Source organism: Paenibacillus sp. FSL H7-689 (assembly GCF_000517905.1).
Classification (GTDB): Bacteria; Bacillota; Bacilli; order Paenibacillales; family Paenibacillaceae; genus Paenibacillus; species Paenibacillus amylolyticus.
The window spans coordinates 141,109-161,263 of record NZ_ASPU01000002.1 but is presented as its reverse complement, the minus strand read 5'-3'; the positions used below and the strand labels follow the sequence as shown (position 1 = coordinate 161,263).

Annotated in this window: 10 protein-coding genes; 2 read left to right on the top strand and 8 right to left on the bottom strand. The window is 47.7% G+C overall.

All coding sequences use genetic code 11. The annotated features are described in order from the left end of the window. Positions 1-213: 213 nt before the first annotated feature. From C170_RS00705 to C170_RS00675, 7 genes are all read right to left on the bottom strand, one after another. Entirely contained in the window at positions 214-3,420 is a 3,207-nt protein-coding gene (locus C170_RS00705) for an alpha-mannosidase (RefSeq protein ID WP_036605783.1), read from the bottom strand. Between the two features lie 4 nt (positions 3,421-3,424). After that, on the bottom strand, positions 3,425-5,779 hold the full coding sequence (locus C170_RS00700; RefSeq protein WP_036605782.1) for a glycoside hydrolase family 3 N-terminal domain-containing protein: 2,355 nt from the start codon (positions 5,777-5,779) through the stop codon (positions 3,425-3,427). A gap of 36 nt (positions 5,780-5,815) precedes the next feature. Then, on the bottom strand, positions 5,816-6,736 hold the full coding sequence (locus C170_RS00695) for a carbohydrate ABC transporter permease (protein ID WP_036605781.1): 921 nt from the start codon (positions 6,734-6,736) through the stop codon (positions 5,816-5,818). Positions 6,737-6,759: 23 nt separating this feature from the next. Then, a complete protein-coding gene (locus tag C170_RS00690; protein ID WP_036605780.1) occupies positions 6,760-7,689 on the bottom strand; it encodes an ABC transporter permease in 930 nt (309 codons plus the stop codon). A 77-nt stretch (positions 7,690-7,766) separates the two neighbouring features. Next, positions 7,767-9,239 (bottom strand): ABC transporter substrate-binding protein, encoded by a 1,473-nt coding sequence (locus C170_RS00685; RefSeq protein ID WP_036605779.1) that lies wholly within the window; start codon positions 9,237-9,239, stop codon positions 7,767-7,769. 281 nt (positions 9,240-9,520) lie between these two features. Beyond that, on the bottom strand, positions 9,521-11,035 hold the full coding sequence (locus C170_RS00680; protein WP_036605778.1) for a response regulator transcription factor: 1,515 nt from the start codon (positions 11,033-11,035) through the stop codon (positions 9,521-9,523). A gap of 1 nt (position 11,036) precedes the next feature. Continuing rightward, entirely contained in the window at positions 11,037-12,866 is a 1,830-nt protein-coding gene (locus C170_RS00675) for a sensor histidine kinase (RefSeq protein ID WP_036605777.1), read from the bottom strand. A gap of 212 nt (positions 12,867-13,078) precedes the next feature. Here C170_RS00675 and C170_RS00670 point away from each other — a divergent pair, with 212 nt between their 5' ends. Next, the gene (locus C170_RS00670) at positions 13,079-15,901 is read left to right on the top strand and encodes an endo-beta-N-acetylglucosaminidase (protein ID WP_051446914.1); all 2,823 of its coding nucleotides are present in this window, start codon (positions 13,079-13,081) and stop codon (positions 15,899-15,901) included. Between the two features lie 144 nt (positions 15,902-16,045). On the opposite strand, the gene C170_RS00665 is transcribed toward C170_RS00670, so the two are convergent. After that, positions 16,046-17,623 carry a class I adenylate-forming enzyme family protein gene (locus C170_RS00665; protein WP_036605776.1) on the bottom strand — a complete coding sequence of 526 codons (1,578 nt, stop codon included), beginning with the start codon at positions 17,621-17,623 and terminating at the stop codon, positions 16,046-16,048. A 661-nt stretch (positions 17,624-18,284) separates the two neighbouring features. Between C170_RS00665 and C170_RS00660 the strand changes: the two genes are divergently transcribed. Further along, entirely contained in the window at positions 18,285-19,931 is a 1,647-nt protein-coding gene (locus C170_RS00660; RefSeq protein WP_036605775.1) for an RNA polymerase sigma factor, read from the top strand. The last annotated feature ends 224 nt before the right edge of the window (positions 19,932-20,155 follow it).

Below are 20,155 nucleotides of genomic sequence, written 5' to 3'. Positions count from 1 at the left end.
ATGACAGAATAACCTTCCGATCGCTGTTATCCCCAGATTTTTTTTGTTTCCCTTCTCTAAAGGGAAAATCCGGGGATAGCGTATGCTTCCGATGTAGCTTTCTTTCAGAAAGCTTTTAGGCGAACGCTTCGCTTCTTCTGGTTATTTCTGTCCTCTCCGTTAACGTGTGAATAAAGAGCTGGACATATATAGCTCGAAATATTTCAAAAAGGTTTACCGCAGTAGCACGGTTTGTATTTCGTAAGGTTTAAAAGATAATGTAATCTGGCCATTGGTATGGGCCAGTGGTTGGACGGGTTCTTCCAGTGCGTTGGAGTGATACGCCTGTTCAAAGGCATGTGGCCATTGCAATGTGATGGTTTCGCGTTTGCCTGATGATTCATAGAAACGAAGGACTGTTCCGTGCCCATCCTCTGCCATTTTGACCGTATCGAGAATGACGTGATTACTATTAAAGTTAATCCAGGAGCCTGTTGCTGGACTTACAGGTGCCTCAATTGCAGTTGTATCTGCAATTAGATCGACTCCAGTCCCTGTGCTTGGCTGTACCTGTTCTATCTGTTGCTCTTGTTGTATCTGGCCCTTTTGTTGCACTTGTTTCACTTGCTGTACTGTCACCTCATGATTCAACTCGGCTGCCTGACGTACGGTGTGTGCTGTTCTCCAGTCTCCGTCATGTGGATATAGGGAATAGATGAATTCATGTTCTCCCAGATCGGCTGTGCGATCAGGCCATTTTGGTGCACGCAGCAAGGACAAACGAATGGTACTTCCCTGCACGTCGTACCCGTACTTGCAATCATTGAGCAGACTCACGCCGTATCCATATTCGGACACATCCGCGAAGCGATGTCCACAGACTTCATACTGGGCTTGTTCCCAGCTTGTGTTGCGATGTGTTGGGCGTTCCAGTGAGCCAAATGGAATTTCAAATGTTGCCTTGGAGGTCACCACATCAATCGGGAAACCAACTTTCAGAAGTTTGTGATTCTCGTTCCAGTTCACCTGTGTTTGGAAGTCAATTCGCCGTGAATCATGATAAAAGACGATATCTTGTGTGATTTCCGATTGATGTAGCTTCCACCGGAAGCGCAGGACATCTTTCGTTGTACCCGCCAGCACCAGCTTTTTCTCCAACAGTTCCACTTCGCCAGCAATCTGTTCCTCATAACGACTGTCGATATCCCATGCATCCCAGAGCGTTGGACGATCGTGGAAGAAGTGAAGTTGATTGCCTCGTTCACCCGGCTTCAGCATCTCACGCTCTGCGGTTTTATCCCACAGACGGGTGATCTCCCCACGTTCGTTGAACTGCACATGATAAAAGGCAGTATCCCATGTATCATTGAAGGTTGTTTGTGCGGCAAGGTTCTTCATTTCCCGTACATTTGTTTCCCTTGTATTTTCCGGTACAAGCCAAATCGTCTTATATCCAAACGCCGGAATGTCTGTCACGAGAATAGACATGCTGCCATCCTCCCAATCCATCCGCAGCCGTTGGCCTTCTTCATCGATGCCGTAGCGATCCAAGCCCTCCTGCACAGGAAGTTGAACGACTGCACTCCGTTTCCAGCCCAGGCTGTTGAATACAACATAGGCTACTGAACCTTCTGGTCCCTCTGTATTGATACCCGTTGTCAATGCTGCAATGCCTTGATCCAGTCCGGTTCTGCCTAATTCAAATACCTGTACATATTCCTCATTCGAAGTGACGTAGGACTCCGTAATCGCCGATCCCGGTATAATATCGTGGAATTGATTCAGCAAAATTAATTTCCAGCCTTCATGCAGATTCGAACGCACTTCAGCTTCTGCATCTGCCTCCATATCTGGCAGAGCGAGTGTATTCCACAGCTCAGCTTCTCGATACAGAACCTCCGCTTTCCGGTTGTTACACTTATTGCGCGCATGGGTCGTATAGGTTCCCCGATGTAACTCCAGATACAGATCGCCATGCCACTTCGGAAGTACAGGTTGCTCCTTTTCAATTCCGGCAAAGAAAGCTCCAGCTGTGCTATATCGGCTCGCAGGCTGACCTACCATCAGGTCTGCGCGATCCACATACTCCAGCATCTCGCGTGTTACACCACCGCCGCCATCACCGTGTCCGTATAGAAGCATATGCTCCGGATGAGTTGCTTTCTCACGGTAGGACTGCCAGTGATCATGAATGTCCTTCGGCAACGTGTGTTCGTTAACCCCATGATTGAGGTAGGACAGGATCGGTGTGCCGTCAATACCCACCCAATGGAAGAGATCGTATGGAAACACATTTGTGTCATTCCATCCGAGCTTTGTTGTCATGAAATACTCCACATTGCCATGCTTCAAAATCTGCGGCAGGGAGGCACAGTAACCAAACGTATCCGGCAGCCATTCAATCTGTGATGTCTTGCCAAACTCCTCCATATAGAAACGCTGACCATATAACATCTGGCGAATCAGGGACTCCCCGCTCGGGATGTTCAGATCCGGCTCAACCCACATGCCGCCAACCAGTTCCCACCGGCCTTCTACAATCCGCTGCTTCACCCGTGCATACAACTCGGGATCATGCTCCTTCAGAAACGCATATAGTAAGGGTTGGCTCTGGGAATAAACATAGTCCGGATATTCATTCATGAGTGCATCCACGGTGGAGAAAGTACGGCTCGTTTTGCGTACCGTCTCACGTACAGGCCACAGCCAGGCAATATCAATATGGGACTGTCCCACCATATGCTCCAGACCTTCCGCGTTTCCGCCAATCTCACGCACATGATGCTTCAGATTATTCTCAATTTGACGAATATCCTCTCCCTGCTCAATCTCTTCTGCTGACATGCCTACAAATTGATCCATCGCACGATACACCAGTTCTAACAGGCGAACCCGCCGAAAGTCACTTTCCGGTAGCAACACAGCCGAATCACGGACAATAATGACGGTATACATCAGACTACGAACCGCTTCATTGGGTCTCACCAGCAAGCTCGTAATTGATGTGATTGGCGGCTGAATAACCGCCTGTTGATTCAACGGGTCTACAGGTTCAGGTACCGGATCAAACATCTCGATCTCCAGTTCTGGAGCGTTTCCGACTTTGGATGGATCAAGCGTGACGTAGGTATGATTGCGGTCAAGGCCCTGATAAGAGGTCCCATTTACCCGAAGCAAGCCTTCTCCGCCTGTCTCAAATACAAGCCCATAAGGTGTTTGCTGCCATGTAGCAGGAATCTCCAAACGTGTTCTGAAAAAATAAGTCGTTCCCTGTTTGCTCGGAAAACGCTCAAAATCTTGCCCTTCGGGGTACTCACCCTGATCCTCATACTGTCCTGGCACATGATAATAGGTGCGGGTAATGTCCCAGTTGCGCAGCTGCAATTGCTCCAGCCACTGATGTTCGGACAACTCGCGAATAAATCGTCTGATACGTTCCATCGTCTTACGCCTCCCTTACGGTCAGTTCGGCTATTTGCGTATCGTTTACGCTGCTGCCGATATGAATATGGAATTGTCCCGGTTCAACGACAGGCTTCAAATCACGACCAATATACTGTAGCTGCTCGGCTCCGATTCGGAATTCCACGGTCTGTGTCTCTCCTGGCTCCAGGTTCACTTTTGCAAACCCCTTCAGTTCCTTGGCCGGACGAGTTAGTGAGCTGACCATGTCAGAGATGTACATCTGTACAACTTCTGCACCTGCATAACGGCCAGTGTTGGTCACATTCACCGATACCGAAACCATATCACCAGCTGTCATGGATGCAGCACTCAACTGCGGTTCACTGTACTCATATGTGGTATAACTCAGTCCGTATCCAAATGCATAACGTGGCTCCAAATCCTCTTCCAAATACCTTTTGCCTCGGGACCGTTTGCCGTTATAGTAGATCGGTAACTGACCGACATGCTTCGGAATGGAGATCGTCAATTTACCCGATGGATTCACATCACCGAATAAAATATCTGCAATGGCACGACCGCCCTCTTGACCCGGATACCACGCCTCCAGAATTGCATCGGCATGTTCATCCACCCAAGGTTCAGTGATGGGACGACCATTAATGTAAACAACGACAAGTTTTTTGCCGAGCTTGTGAATCTCCTGAATAAGTTCCAACTGTACTCCGGCAAGACCCAACGTCATCCGGTCGATCCCTTCGCCACACTCCATATCATTCCAGGAGTTATCCGACACATTGGAAGCCCCCGTCTTCAGATCAATTGTTCCTTCTCCAAAGTCACGTGCACTTGAGCCGCCAACCACCATAATGACCGTATCCGCTTGACTGGCAACTTCGATCGCACGCTCGAATCCTTCTTTCGAATCACCTTTGATCCGGCAGCCTGGTGCATAAAGAACCTGATCTGTACTGCTGTCACCAGTCAAAGCACCAACAGAACTCTTCTCCGTTTGCCCATCCACATGATTAGCCAGCTTAATGCGAATCCCATCTAGTACCGTCGCCACTTTCGACTTCGGTTGCGGAGATGTGTAATCGCCCAGTTGATTGTAGGCCTGATCCGCATTTGGGCCAATCACGGCAATCCGGCCCACATTTGCTAACGAGAGAGGTAACGTGTCAGCCTCATTTTTGAGAAGTACAACCCCTTCCGCAGCCAACTGGCGTGCCAGTTGAATATGCGCTTCACTTCCAATTACTTCTGCTGCCCGATCGGCATCCACATAAGGCTGTTCGAATAAGCCCAGTCTGAACTTCAAGGCCAGCACGCGAGAGGCAGCCTGATCCAGAACCTGCATATCAAGTTTGCCTTCTGCCACCGCCTGCACCAGATATTGCCCAAACATCTCACCGGACATTTCCATATCGATGCCTGCCTCAATCGCCTGTACGGAAGCTTCCATTCCATCTGCCGCGACATCATGCCCACTTGCTAGCATGTTGATCGCACCACAATCCGTAATGACCAGACCGTCAAAGCCCCAATCCTTACGCAAAACATCTTCCAGCAATTCCGTATTCACGGTGCAAGGCGTGCCATCAATTTCGTTATATGCTGGCATGATCGACGCAGCGCCCGCTTCCACCGCTTTGCGGAATGGATAGAGATCCACTTCCAGCAGCTCGCGCCAGCCCATATGTACAGGCCCTGCATTACGTCCGCCTTCTGAGCTGCCATAGCCAACAAAATGTTTCAGCGTTGCCGCTACTGTATCTCCACGGTCAAGACTTTCACCCTGAAGCCCTTCTACGGAAGCAACTGCCAGCTCTCCAATGAGAAACGGATCTTCACCGAAACATTCCTCCGTACGTCCCCAGCGCGGATCACGCACAACATCCAGTACCGGAGAATAGGTGACCGCGCCACCTTGGGCACGTGTCTCTCTTGCTACTGCCTGGCACATCTCCCGATACAGATCCACATTCCAGGTGCTCCCCAGTAAAAGGGGGACAGGATAGACCGTTCCGTCAATGGCCATATGACCATGCGAGCACTCCTCCCCAATCAGGATGGGAATCCCCAGTCTGGAATGCTCTATCGCATAACGTTGAATCAGATTGACCGCCTCAGCGCCTTCTCTGGCGGATAGTCCATTTTCCAGCGTAATGCCCGTCCACGGATCTGCGCGAAGTGCACCATAGAGGGAGCCGATGCCCCCATTTTCCACTTGCTGTTTAAAGGATTCGTTTAACGTGATGTTCCCTTGATCATTCGTATAGGTTTGCCAGCCAAATGGCTGCGTAAGTTGGCCTACCTTTTCTTCCGTAGTCATCAGGCTAAGCAGGTGTTGTACCCGTTCCTCTACGGATTTGCTTTGGTCCTTGTAAGTCATCAATCTGCATCTCTCCAATCCTATAACGTGATCCGGTTATTCTTTGACCGCGCCCACCGTCAGACCCTGTACGAAATAACGCTGGAAGAACGGATAAGCGAATATAATTGGCAACGTAGCAAGCACAACCATCGCCATTCGGGACGTATCCTGCGGAATGGACTGCATGGCTGCCAGACTCATCGAACTGTTAGCAGAGTTCTGCTGGATAAATTGAATACTCGACTCAATCCGCATTAACATAGATTGCAGTGGTACCAGATTCGGATTATCGATGTATAACAGCGCATTGAACCAATCATTCCAGTAACCGAGTGTACTGAACAACCCGATGGTTGCCAGTCCCGGCAAGGAGAGTGGAACCACGATTTTCATAAAGGTATAGAACTCACCGGCGCCATCAATCTTCGCCGATTCAATGACTGCATCCGGTACACTGGTCGAGTAGAATGTACGCAGGATCATAATATAGAAGGCATTCATCGCCAGCGGCAGAATCAGTGCCCATAACGTATCTTTCAACCCAAGCAGCTGGGATACGACCATATAGGTTGGAATCATCCCGCCGTTGAACAGCATGGTAAGAATTGCAAAGATGGAGAAAAATCTCCGATATCTGAAGCTCTTGCGGGAAACCGCATACGCATACAGCGACATGAGAATCAGACTGATGATGGTACCAAGTACCGTCACCAGGATGGTAACTCCATACGCCCGCAGCAGCGTGTCCCCACTCTGCCAGACAAACTGATATGCCGCGAGACTCCATTCTGCCGGAATCAGACGATACCCATCACGGGCCAGTGCTTTCTCGTCTGTAAACGAGATGATGACTACAAATATAAAAGGAAATACACAGATCAGAGCGAATAGACCTGCGATGATGTTCATGATCACGTTCCAGCCGTTGGATACGTGGTGGAAGTCGCGTTTTTTAACAAGCCCTGCTTGAGCCATAGTGGTTCACTCCTTTCCCTGTCCTAGAATAGGCTGCTGTCTTTATCTACTTTGCGAACAACATAGTTGGAGATAATAACAAGCACAAAGCCCACCACGGATTGATACAATCCCGCTGCTGTACTCATGCCGATCTCACCACTAGTTTTCAAACCTCGATATACATACGTATCAATAACATTAGTCACGGAATAAAGCGTACCCGAATCCCTTGGCACCTGATAAAAGAGTCCAAAGTCGGCATAGAAAATGCGGCCTACGGCCAGCAAGGTCATAATCGTGATGATGGGCGACAGCAACGGAATCGTAATATTGCGAATCTGCTGCCATTTGCTTGCTCCATCAATCATGGCTGCTTCATACAGTGATTTATCAATCCCCAGTATGGAAGCCAGATAGACAACGCTGCTATAACCTATGGTTTTCCATAACGCTACGAATACCAGAATATACGGCCAATATTTCGCCTCGGAGTACCACTGAATTGGTTCCATCCCAAACCAGCCGATAATCTGATTCAACATCCCGCGGTCCATGCTCAAGAAGCTGAATGCGAAGTAACCAACGATAACCCAGGAGAGAAAATACGGCAGAAACATGCCGGTTTGATACAGTTTGGCGAGTCGTTTATTGACTAGTTCCGAGAGCAGGATTGCCAATGCCACAGCAAACACCAGTCCCAGGAAGATAATGGCGATGTTATAAAAGAGGGTGTTGCGTGTAATGAGCCATGCGTCACTTGTGCTGAACAGGAATTTGAAATTGTCCCAGCCAACCCATTCACTCTTCATCAGACTTGCCCAGAACCCTTCACGGCTGAATCGATATTCTTTGAAAGCAGCCACTGTACCCACGAGTGGCAAGTAGGAGAAGAAGAAGAACCAGATGGCGCCTGGTAGCACCATGAGCAACATGACTCGGTTTCTAATCAGGTTTTTCAAAAATGTAGTCATTGTGGAGATCCTCCTTCAGGTTTGAATGAAAAAGGACCGGACGCGATAAGCAGCCGCCCGATCCTTACGATGTACTGTTACTTGTTTTCCGCTCTCCAGGCATCCAGCTGGCTTTGGGCTTCAGCCATTACTTTCTCCAGTCCGGCTTGATTGAACTTCTCAATCACTTGATCCAGATTGGCTGCCGGGTCCAGTGTACCTGTCATCAGTGCTGCCCAATATTGCTCTTTCACGTTCTGTACCGCCGTCAGTTCGGACGATACATTGCTTGCATCAAAGTTAAAGCTGAGGATCGGGGAATTGACACCTTCAGCGTTAAACTTCTTGAACTCATCCCATTTGTTATCCGGGTCATTGCTGTTCAGATAGAGCAGCATGTTGTTCCCAAGGGAGTATGAAGGCATATCGTAGTTTTTCGATTCAGGCAGATTTTCCATATGTGTGTCATCCACTTTTTTGTAGTGTGTGCCCTCAATACCGGAGTCCACCATATTACGCAGCACAGGATCTGTATTGAGCAGGTTCAGGAATTCCATCGCTTTCTCCGGATATTCCGAGTTGGCCGAGATGGCCATGATGGAACCTTGTACAGATGTATTTGTTATAATTGCTTCACTTGCCGGTGTTGAAACGACTTGATAACCGTAACTTGCAGACCATTGATTGTCCGCGAGCGGCTGAGTCTGTGCACGATCCAGGAACCAGTTGCCCGATGTTGTCAGGTCGTTCGTGGAACCTGTTGTTGCCGCTTCTGCCGATACATAACCAGCCTTGTAGTATTTGTGCATCGTAGTAAGTGCTTCTTTCATTTCAGGTGTTTCCAGTATGTTTACAAGCTTATAGTCTGTTGTATCCAGCTTGATTGCCATTGGCAGATTCTGAATGACATAGTCATAAGGCACGTAAGGAACATAGTTTTTATCCATAGCAAATGGTGTTACACTCGCCTCGTTTTCCTTAATTGTTTTGAGCAGAGGCTCCAGACTGTCTAACGTACGAACGCCAGAGATGTCCAGCTTGTATTTATCAACCAGCATTTGGTTAAAGCGCCATACCTCTTGTTGTGGCAGCTCTTTGTTGGCTGGAATTCCGTAATTGTGTCCATCTACCTTAGAACCGCTGAGGAACGCAGGATCAATGGTCTTGGTAAGATCCTGACCGTATTCAGCAAGCAGGTCATCCAGTTCAAGGAATGCACCTTTTCTGGCATTTTGTACATAATCGAATCCACCAGAAGAAGTGAACAGAATGTCCATTGGCTCACCGGATGCTACGTTAACCTGCATCTTCTGCGGGTAGTCACCCCAGTCAACCATCTTCATCGTTACCGTGGCATTAATTTTCTCTTTGGTATACTTGCTCACTTCTTCCATCACTTTATTGACGTCTTTCTGAGGGGTACCAATGGTATACCAGATCAACTCTACCGCGTCATCTCCAGCTCCCCCGGATTCTGAAGCATCTTTGCTTCCTCCACAGGCACTAAGAACAAGTGTAACGGCCATTAACAATGCAAGAACGAGTGAGAAGCGTTTTCTTTGTTTACTCATTTCTTTGATCCTCCCTTTTCGTGTTCCCTTAGGCTCTACTTACTAACTGCTTTAACCTTATCGAATGAAAGCATTTACAAAAAGAAGATAAACTTAAGTTTTCGAGGTACAAATTAAAGAGAAATCGTCCTTGGGCAACTTTTTTGTACCTATTTAAATAAATCGCTTACATGAAAGAGACATGCCGGGTAACGTATGCCATGATTTTCTACCATGCCATTCCTGTTCCCGATATGTCTCTTGGCTCTCTGTCCGCATGGTTGGATCTACCCGTCACCGAATTAACCAAACACCTTGAAATCAGTCGGTGAAATCCCCACATATTTGCGGAACTGTTTATAGAAATACCCCGTCTCCCAATACCCTACATTTCGGGCGATCTCATGTACCTTCAGATTGGAATTGCGTAGTTGCTCCTTCGCACGTTCAATCCGGTATTTGTTGATATATTCGGCAAACGTCTCCCCGGTCTCCTTATGGAACAATTGTCCCAAATACACCGGATGCAGATGATAGTGGGCACCCAATAGCTTCAAGGAGAGCTCTTCTGCGTAGTGTTTGTCGATATGCTGAAGCACTTGGTTTACAATTGGATTTTTCAGATCCTGCAATAGGGATTGGATCGTCTGCGACCCAACCTGCTGAAGCGCCCGCACGAGTTCATCAAAAGTACCACTGTCCAGTACAAGTTGAAGCCCTTGTTGGTATATGGCAGACTCATCCGAGTGTTTGATGCTCTCCAGTTCCATCTTGAAGCGAATCACAACTTCCAGTGCGGTATTCTGTAACTCCCCAGGCGTAAGCCCATCGCGATGCTGTTCAAAATCTATGCGAATCCTGTCAGCAAGTTGTTCTGTATTGCGGGACAGAATGAGTTTGGCATACTCCCTCCATTCAATGAAAAAGGTCGCCGTTGAACTTCCGCACCTTTCCAGCATGGCATGGTCGATGACTTTAAGGTCGGGATAAATCATCACATACTGGAGTGCTTTTTTGGCCTCGGCATAACTGGTCGGCGCATGGTATAACCCTTTCATCAATCTGCCTGCTCCAATGCGTGCCGCCGGATGGGTTACGGTTATCTCATCAGATAATGCCTGCAAGCCATCCATCAACTTCTGTTCCTCATCACTCGTACCCTGAATATTGGCAATAATGACGATGTCTCCATCGATATCATGAAATACGTTCAAATGGCGCCTGTCTCTCAGCATCTCTTCTACATGTTCAAACATGCCGGGTACTTGCCCTTTGTCACGCAGGATGGCTACAGCAACGTCAGGTGCATCCAACGAAAGGTTCATGAACTGGGCACGTTCTTCAAATTCAGTAGCTGCAATCTGTCCCGTAAGCCATCGATGAAGAATGTTATCTTTCAGAATCTGGATGCCATACGCATCATCGGCTTGAGGTGATACCGTATGATCCAGCTTGGACGCCGTGTTGCTCAGCGTGGATTCCAATTCCTCCACATTAATCGGTTTAAGCAAATAATTTTCGATTCCCAGCTGCATGCCTTCCTTCAGATATTCGAACTCATTGAAACCACTGAGGATAATGACCTTAATCTCAGGTTGTACTCGCCTTGCTTCCCGAATCAGGTCAAGACCATTCATGAGTGGCATAGATATATCCGTGATCAGAATGTCCACAGGCTGAGAAGAGAGCGCTTGTAACGCCGCTTGTCCATTGCCCGCATGACTCACAATTTCCATTCCAAATGAAGACCAATCCACAATATCGTATAAACCTTCAATGATGAATGGCTCATCGTCCACAATAAACACCTTGTACATATTACACACCTGTCCCTTCTGAATATGGATAACGCACCCTGATTCGTGTTCCTTCTCCGAGGGTGCTCTCTATGGTGATACCGAACTCTGGCCCATACAGGAAGCGCAATCGACTATGGACACTGCGCAGCCCGAACATCTGACCAGACTCTTCAGGACGTTCCAGTTCTTCAAGGATTTCCGTCAGGCGTGCCGGATCAATGCCTTTGCCATTATCTTTGACTTCCACTTGCACCACATCATCTGTCTCTTCCACAACAATGGATAATCGGTTATCCGAACGTTCTGTCTGAATGCCGTGTACGACATAATTCTCAATGATGGGTTGCAGCGAAAGTTTGACCACAGGATGTTGATAATATGCAGCATCGATCTGGATCGTATATATGAAAATATCCTTGTAGCGGATTCGGAATAATTCCAGATACAAGCGGCAAGCTTCCATCTCATCCTTCAGCGTATAATTTTTCTTTTGCTGTACCAGGCTCTTGAACAATACGGATAGACTATAGATCATCTCGCCAACATCTCTCGCCCCTTGGGATATCGCCCTCATCCGAATCACTTCAAGCGTATTGTAAAGAAAATGAGGGTTGATGCGCGCCTGCAATGCGACCAGCTCGGTCTCCTTCTGTTTGATCTCGGCCTTGTAGACCCGTTCAATATACAGATTCAGCTCATCCAGCATGTCGTTGAAGCTATGTGAGATCTGCCCCAGTTCATCATCTCGCGGATCGTCGATGCGAGCCGTCAAATTGCCATATTTCACTTTTTGGGTGAAGCGGATAATTCGACGGGTTCGTTTGGCAAAGTTAATAATGAAAAATGCCGGAACCAGCACGGCAAACAAAATACATACGATACTGATCGAGATAATGGTATTGCGAATGCCCGCATAGGTTTCAGCCATCTCTTCTACCGGAACGGTGCCAATGACCACATACCCCTGATCGGCGGAGACAAACTTGTTGACGTACATGTTCTGCTCCTTTTTCATTGAATCCATATCCGTCTGATCAAACAGCGAATCGGCCACATTCACGTAGGGGTACTTCTTCCCGTAATAATGATTGTTGGAGTCAAATAACACTGTCCCTTTCGCCGATAACACCACGATTTCTCCCTTGAGATTACTCTCGTAGTTATCCAGCGCGTTACCGATTCCCTCCGAGTCAAAGAAGACAAGAAACTGGCCTAGATTCCGAAGAGTCTGTGTATTGTTAATCGGTACGCGGATGGAGTAGAGCGCAGGGTCCCATTGATTAATCTCTTTGCGAATCCAGTAGTTGGGTGCACTGATATTGGGCGTTTCCATCGCCATCACGTCCGGAATATAGGAATGAGCTACATTGGCGTCCAGCTTGCGGAACTGCTTGTGTTGATTAAAGGTAGACAAATCCTGCTGCTCAGCGCTATATAACATGAGTTGGTTAATCTGCGAATTACGATCCATAATGTTCTGAAAATGTTTCAACACATCGGCCGAATAGTCATCCTGATTGGCGTAATATCCATTGGTCATGTGCTGAACATATTCAGCGTACGAATGATTCATCAGGTACGTAATGTTAGCGGACAGCGCCTCATTCTGATGCATATCCCTCACCATGTTTTGCACCGATTCATACTGCTGATGAATGTACCGGTCCACATGTTCCATCGCCGCTTTCTGGATCGCCAGTTCCCGGCGAATCGTGGAATCGGACACCGACAGGAAGATGATATAAGATAACGTAATGATCGTGACAATCGATATCATCGAGAAGATCAGGAGCATTTTCATAAACATATTATTTTTGAAGAAATTATTGTAAACGCTAACAATTTTCAATTCGCATGTTCCCTCCGATGCTGTTTTCCTGACTTGAATTATACCATCAGGCTTCTGACATTAACTTGTCACCTGCAACTTTTCTTTAGTTTATATCTGTGTTTCTTTAATTTCACCCTATTTAAAAACGCTTTCATCCACTATCGTTAACCATAAGTTTAGCTTTGTGTAAAAGAATACCTTACATTCATTCCACTTGAAGGAGGAACAGCATGACACGCAAACTCAAACCAAAAGGCCTCATTCCCAAGGTCACTGCCATGGTCCTGACTACGGCTCTGCTTGGACAAGTTGTTGCATCATCCGTTTATGCCGGAGACACGCTCCCTTACACAGGCGAAAGCGCCAAAGGGATGAATCAGCCCTATCAACACGGGTACACCTCGGCCCAGATTCTGAACTGGACACCGGAAAGTGATATCCATGGTGATCTCCTTCGTGCCCATGTTCCCTTGCAGCCCCGTAATGAAGCGTTCGCTGCCACACAGGCTTATCCTGAGCTTAGCCCGGACACCCAACTGTTCACAATGAGTGGTGATTATGGCAATGCATTCTTCGATAGCACACCTTATACCAATGAATTCAGCCAGTACCTGTTTAATTATTGGCAATATACAGACTACTACAGCTATTGGCACGGTATGGCCTCTGCGGGAGTACCTGAGGAGCTGTACGATCCGAGTAAAGAATGGACGGAGAAATACTTCGAGTTTGGTATTTTGAACATTCCGAATCCGGCCTACACCAATGCAGCCCACAAAAATGGCGTTAAGTCCATTGCCAACATCTTTTTCTCGGACAATGACCGTGGACCACAGACGTACAAACAAATGCTGATCCAGGATGAAAACGGTAACTTCCCTGTGGCCGAGAAATTGGCCGAGATGGCAGAATACTACAACTACGATGGATATTTCTTCAATCAGGAAGAGGTTGCCCGGGGTGTAGCCCCTGAAGATATCGCATCCTACAAGAAATTCATGAAATATCTAAGAGATAAAGGCCTGTACGTTCAGTGGTATGATTCCACCATCAATACAACAGGCAAAATTCAATACCAGAACCAATTTAATGGGCTCAACAGCCCCTTTGTGCAGGATTCCGTTCTCGGCAGAGTCTCGGATTCCATCTTCCTGAACTATGTATGGAACCACAAGATGCTCCGCGATTCCCGTGATCATGCCCTTAGCTTGGGACTTGATCCACTGGAAACCGTCTTTGCTGGTGTCGAAGGTGGACATGACAAATTCGGCCGCTGGAAGCAATCCTATGACCTGCGCCATAACCTGGATGAGAACGGTCAACCGATGAACAGCATCGCGACATTAGGTGCCGACTTCACCCACAACGCTCTGGATGAAGAGATGGGCGATGGCAGCACCAATCATCGTGCGGAAGATGAGTACCAGTGGATGACCTTTGTACGTGATCGTGCCTGGTGGTCTGGTCCAAATCAAGACCCGACAGATGCACGTCGTAATGCGTCTGCCGATCTGTCGGATGTGTATGCTTCCGGCGCAAACTGGGATGGAATCGCTGCGTATCTTACCGAGCGATCCGTCATCAACGGCTCTAATTTTGCGACCAGCTTCAATACGGGCCACGGCCTGAAATATTATGAAGACGGTGCTGTCTCGAACGATAAAGAATGGTCAAATATCAACATTCAGGATATCCCTGTCACTTGGCAATGGTGGATGGATAGTAAAGGTGACAAGCTCAGTGTTGATTTTGACTACGGTCCATCTTATGAGAAAGGTGCAAGGTACAACTATGACTCCATTGGAGCGTTTAATGGCGGCAGCTCTCTCGTGGTGAACGGTACACTGAACGCGGAGAACTTCCTTCGCCTCTACAAAACCGACCTGTCCGTCAACGGACAATCCAAACTGGAACTGACGTATAACAAACCGTCGACTAGTGACGCTTCCTCCCTGCATGTTGGGTTGATCTTCGAAGATAATCCATCTAACGTGGTCAATGTGGAAGTGCCTCAGTCAGGCCAGCATACAGAAGGCTGGAAGACAACTTCGCTGGATTTGAGTGCATATCAAGGCAAAACCATTGCCGCTATGGGATTATCCTTCGACCCGAATGGCAAAGAGATTGAGAATTACCAGATGAATATAGGCGAGATCCGTATGTTCGACGGTTCAGCGGCTGTACCGGATGCACCGACCGGATTCCATATTGCCAAAGCACTGACCAATACCGATGAACTGGTTGTCGCATGGGACATGAAAGACTATTCTGAGGTCAAACAATACAATTTATATGAAAATGGCGCCTATGTAGGCGGCGTGTATGATTCCACTTTTTATATCAAATCGCTAAAACAGCCATCTGGTGAACTGTCTATCCGTGCGGTTGGTGCAGATGGTACCGAAAGTGAAGCAACCGTCCTGCCTTACGATCTGAATGCAGCCGTTCAGAATATTGATGTGAAATTCAAAAAGAATGGCGATGCTATTGTAAGCTGGAAAAACCCGAAAAAAGCGAAAGAATCAGGCAAAGACAAAGATAAGAATACGGATAAGGACAGGGATAAAAATAAAGACAACGGTAAAGGCAACGAGTCAATTCAGCTCACACTAGAAACAGAATACACGAAAGAACCTTTCACCAAGTCACTTCAGGTCAAAAAAGGAAAACAATCTGCCGTCCTGACCGGACTTCCGACCAATGGTGAACATTACGTGCTGAACATCGCCATTGGCGGGCAGAATCCGGTTACCCATACCGGACAGCTCGCAGATCTTCAGATTACACCATACGCCAAGGAAAAGGTCACGGTAAAAGATGGAAAGTACACATTAGCCCTCCCGGATCTGGAGGACTGGTATAAGATCTATGTATATGAAAATGGGGTACCACGCGAGTTCGGAGTCACTTACGTTTCGCAGAAATTCCCGTATATCATTCGGGGAAGAACAAAGCTGAGTGAACTGACCTTTACGCCATCGTCCAACAACAGCTCATTGAAGCTGGTTATTGAGGATTATGCGGGCAATCAGGTCAGTACGATTTTGAGATAATACTGCAAAGTATTTTTTGTTCTCGCCTGCATAACAGTTGAGATAAAAACGTACAGCCCTTCACTTCCAAAAGGAAGTTGAAGGGCTGTTTTTGTTGATTTAACAATAAATATTCAATCCAACAGCTATTAAACAGCATTCCCGTTAGCATAGTCCTTCGGATGAAATTGAGGATAGATGCTTGCGCAACTGCTTTTTATCTATTTTATCCACGGCTGTTCTCGGCAAAGTATCCACAATGAACAGTTGAGTCGGCCATTTGTACGGAGCAAGGTGTGGCTCACAAAACGCCCGCACCCGCGTCAGATCCATACTTTCACCGTCCCGTAACACGATGAAAGCGACGAGTTCCTCGCCTTCGTCAGGAAGAGGATGTCCGATTATAGCCGCCTCGCTTACCGACTCATGTCTCACCATAACATGCTCCACTTCGGCGCAAAACACATTGGAACCGCCCACAATAACCATATCCTTCAAGCGATCAAACACATAAAGATAACCTTCGACATCCAGACAACCGACATCCCCAGTTCGAATCCAGCCATCGGACATGGTCTCGGCAGTAGCCTCCAACTGGAGCCAATACCCCAGCATGGTCTGTGCACCCCGAACAACGATTTCTCCAGCCTCGCCCGTAACTGTCTCACTTCCGTCCGTATCTATTATCCGAACTTCGAAGGCCTGCTCACCTTGGGCAGCCAAGTCAGCAGGACGACCTACGGATCGAAGGCGATGAGGATCGCCCATATGCTGAGCAGGAAAAAGGCGGCTTATGGACATTCCACATTCCGCTTGTGAGTAGTTGTTCACAATGATAACTTCAGGAAATTGCGATACGACCTCCTGTAGTGTATCCGGGGAAATAATGGACCCTCCGCAGCCAATAAGCGATAGACTCTTCAAGTTTCTACCTCCTACGGATGCCTCGCGGGTAAGATCACGAAGCAGTTGGCCTACTGTGCTGAGTTGTGTAATCTGATCACGTTCAATAGCTTCCATAATGCGGTGTACATCCGCCGGGTATTCGTCTAGGAATACAAGACAGCCTCCAGCAGCCATGGTCGCCCACAGCTGGAACTGACCCACCAAATGGGATAAGTTGAGCACTAACACACGACGCCCGAGATCATGACCGAAGCCTGCAGAAGGCGTAAGTTGATTCCAAGCAGCCATACCACGATGCGAATGCATTACTCCTTTTGGCCGACCAGTTGTCCCACCCGTATAAATCAGGACTGCCGTATCGTCTACACTTCGTTTGAAATGGTCTTTTGGAGAGAACGCGGGTTCCTGCTGTAAAAGAGCAGCGAGCGAACTGTTATTCGTCCCTTCTTCGTCTATCGTAAACAGTTTTGGACAATACCCAAGAAGCTTTACCGTGGCAATAGCTACTTTAGCATGTTGGTCATCATGAATAACCATATGTGGTTCTGCATCCTGAAATATCGCAGCGAGTTCAGGCACTGTTAGCATAGGAGAAGGAACGAGTGGTATAGCGCCGATCCCAACTGCTGCATAAAACGCAACAACGAGCTGGGGATCTGGATCACCTAAAAGGGCAAAGCGATCACCGGCTCGGAGTCCTTCAACATACAGGGTATGACTGAGTCTTTCAACTAGACCGTAAAGCTCCCCATAACTCATCGTTTGCCCATGTCGCATTAACGCAGGTTCCTCAGGGTACAGACTTGCTGCAATTGGCAATCGTTCGGATAGAAGCAAGCAATTACCCCCAACATTTAAATTTCCATTTCTCCGTTAAGAAAACTATGGAATAAAAAGAGAGTAGCATATATCTGGAATAATAAGTAATCATCATCCCCTATTAAGCTCATAAATTCTCCTGATATTACAGTTCTGCCCACATACGATCCTTGCCGTTAACCTACTTGCTAGCTTAATTAGGTAGCCAAAATTGGGCTCCTTTTTAAATCCGTTAGTTGTAAACCGCAGTTGATTACGTTGATTCTTTGAGCATTAAGCTAACGTTTCCCCTTATTTTAATGAACCTCAATTATGCATTTGAATAATTAATCGAGACCACTCCTGGTTCACTACGGAACGAAGGAGTACCCCAAGTACCCGAAGAAGAACTTCGGCTCGTGCTCCTAGTTTGTATCCTCCCATAGTTGAACGGAAAAGAAGTATCTTTATATACTAAAAGTGAGACCTTTACATCTAAAGTAATCTTCATCTCGTTTAACAAAAAAGTTCATAACGTCTTTTTAACCATTCAAATGATCTACTCTTGATGTTTGTAATTATACGTGTATGAGTGATCCGGTAGGACGTCCAAATTTTTAAAAAAATAATCCCAACCTTTATTTCGCCTGGCACACTATATAATTGTCAGGAATTACAGATGCAACTATGGAGGCAAAAGATGGATTCAATTGGTAAAAACGAAAAAGAAGCGGCGGAAGCAATTCGGAGCTATGTCAAACCGATTTTCGGTTTTGCCTTAAACCGTATCAAACAGCGGGCCGAGGCGGAGGATCTGGCTCAGGAGATTATGCTGCAGTTGTTAAAATCCTTCTCTGGGGTGCGGGACATTAGAAGCCTTGACGCTTACGTCTGGACGGTTGCCCGATACACTTGGGTGAATTGGTTGAAAAAGCGTGCGCACGTTCCCCAAGCGTTCGAAATCAACGGCATGTCCGAACTGTCTGCTGCCCCTTTCCGAGAGCCGCTTGACCGGTTGCTGGTAACCGAAGCTTACCGCGAGCTGCGCCGAGAAGTCGCGTTTCTGTCCGACATCCATCGCCGGATCGTGGTCATGCATTACTACGACGAGCTTAAAATCGGCGATATCGCGATTGCTCTGAATATTCCTGTCAACACGGTGAAGTGGCATTTGAGCGAGGCCAAAAAGAAGTTACGGAAAGGGATGAAACGTATGCGTGCAACAGGAACTTTAAGTGTCAATCCGGTCAGTATGGGGGAAATGGGCCATTCCGGTTCGGCCGGCAGCCTGGGCGAAACCAACGATTTTCTTGGACGCGCCTTGGCGCAAAATATCGTTTACGCGGCTTATCATAAGGCGCGTACCGTACATCAAATCGCGGAGGAGCTCGGAATGCCGCCGTCTTTGCTGGAAGGCGAAGTCCGGCACCTGGCCGATTACAATTTTCTCATCCAAACCTCTCCCGGCAAATATCAAAGCAATACCATCGTCTGGGACCTCTTCGAGTTAGCCGTAGCTGGTCATCAATTCTGGCAAGATTGCGCCGCCGAAGTGGCCGATGTTCATTTCGACGCGTTAATGGAAGTTCGCCGGCAAGTCGAGGATAGCGGAGTGTACGTTCCGGACGGCGACTATAACTTCCTGCTCTGGACCTTGCTGCCCAAGAACGTCGAGGAGCAATCTTGGCGGAGCATGCCGGCGGGCGACAACTTCGATGCGGTCGCACCAATGCGAAAGGACGGAGGTCAGTATATTGCCTATGCGGCGTTGAACACGAGCAGCAATGCCGATCCGGGTTTTGATTTGAGTAGTTACATCACCTTCGGTCCGTCGCTCCGCTACGTCGAAGACAGCCCCTTATACTTGTGGCAATTCAATACGTACTGGAGCGACCGCCAGGTGGATTGGCGTTCCCTGGAATACCGGAATGTCGAGGTTTGTCATGCGTTCCAACAAGGAGAACTGCCCGACAACGAAGAGAACAGCGAGCAATATTCGTTCCTGCTGGAGAAGGGGTACATCCGCAAGACGGAGGAGGGGTACAAGTTCAATGCGGTCTGGATCGACTCTCCGCAAACGTTGGATCGGTTGAACAAGGCAATGCCGGATTTGTCCGCTCTGTATGCGCCTGCTGTCGGCAAGCTCTACGATAAAATGCTCAAGCTGTTCCTGCAAAATCAGCCGAAGCATTTGGAGCCGCAACTTGCTTACATGGTGAGAGGCAACACCGGCGGAGGCCGGCTTGTCGCTTATATTTTGAAGCATTTGATCGATAACGGGAAGTTAAAACCGCCGTTGCCGCACCAGCAGAAGACGATTTCAACCTGGATGGGGCCGGTCAAGTAAGTCGGTTCGGAAATGATACGAAGAATAGCCCTTCCCGGACGGTGGCCATTTTTACACAAAACTTTGTCTGTCCTGTCCAACGAAGTGATTAGGACATCGCTATTTCACACGGCCCCCTCCTGAACGTATGGAAATGATTAAAAAACTACCCATGACGCATGTGCGTCATGGGTAGTTTTTTAATCGCAATCGTATCTGCCAGACTTCTCCTTTACCTTACGATT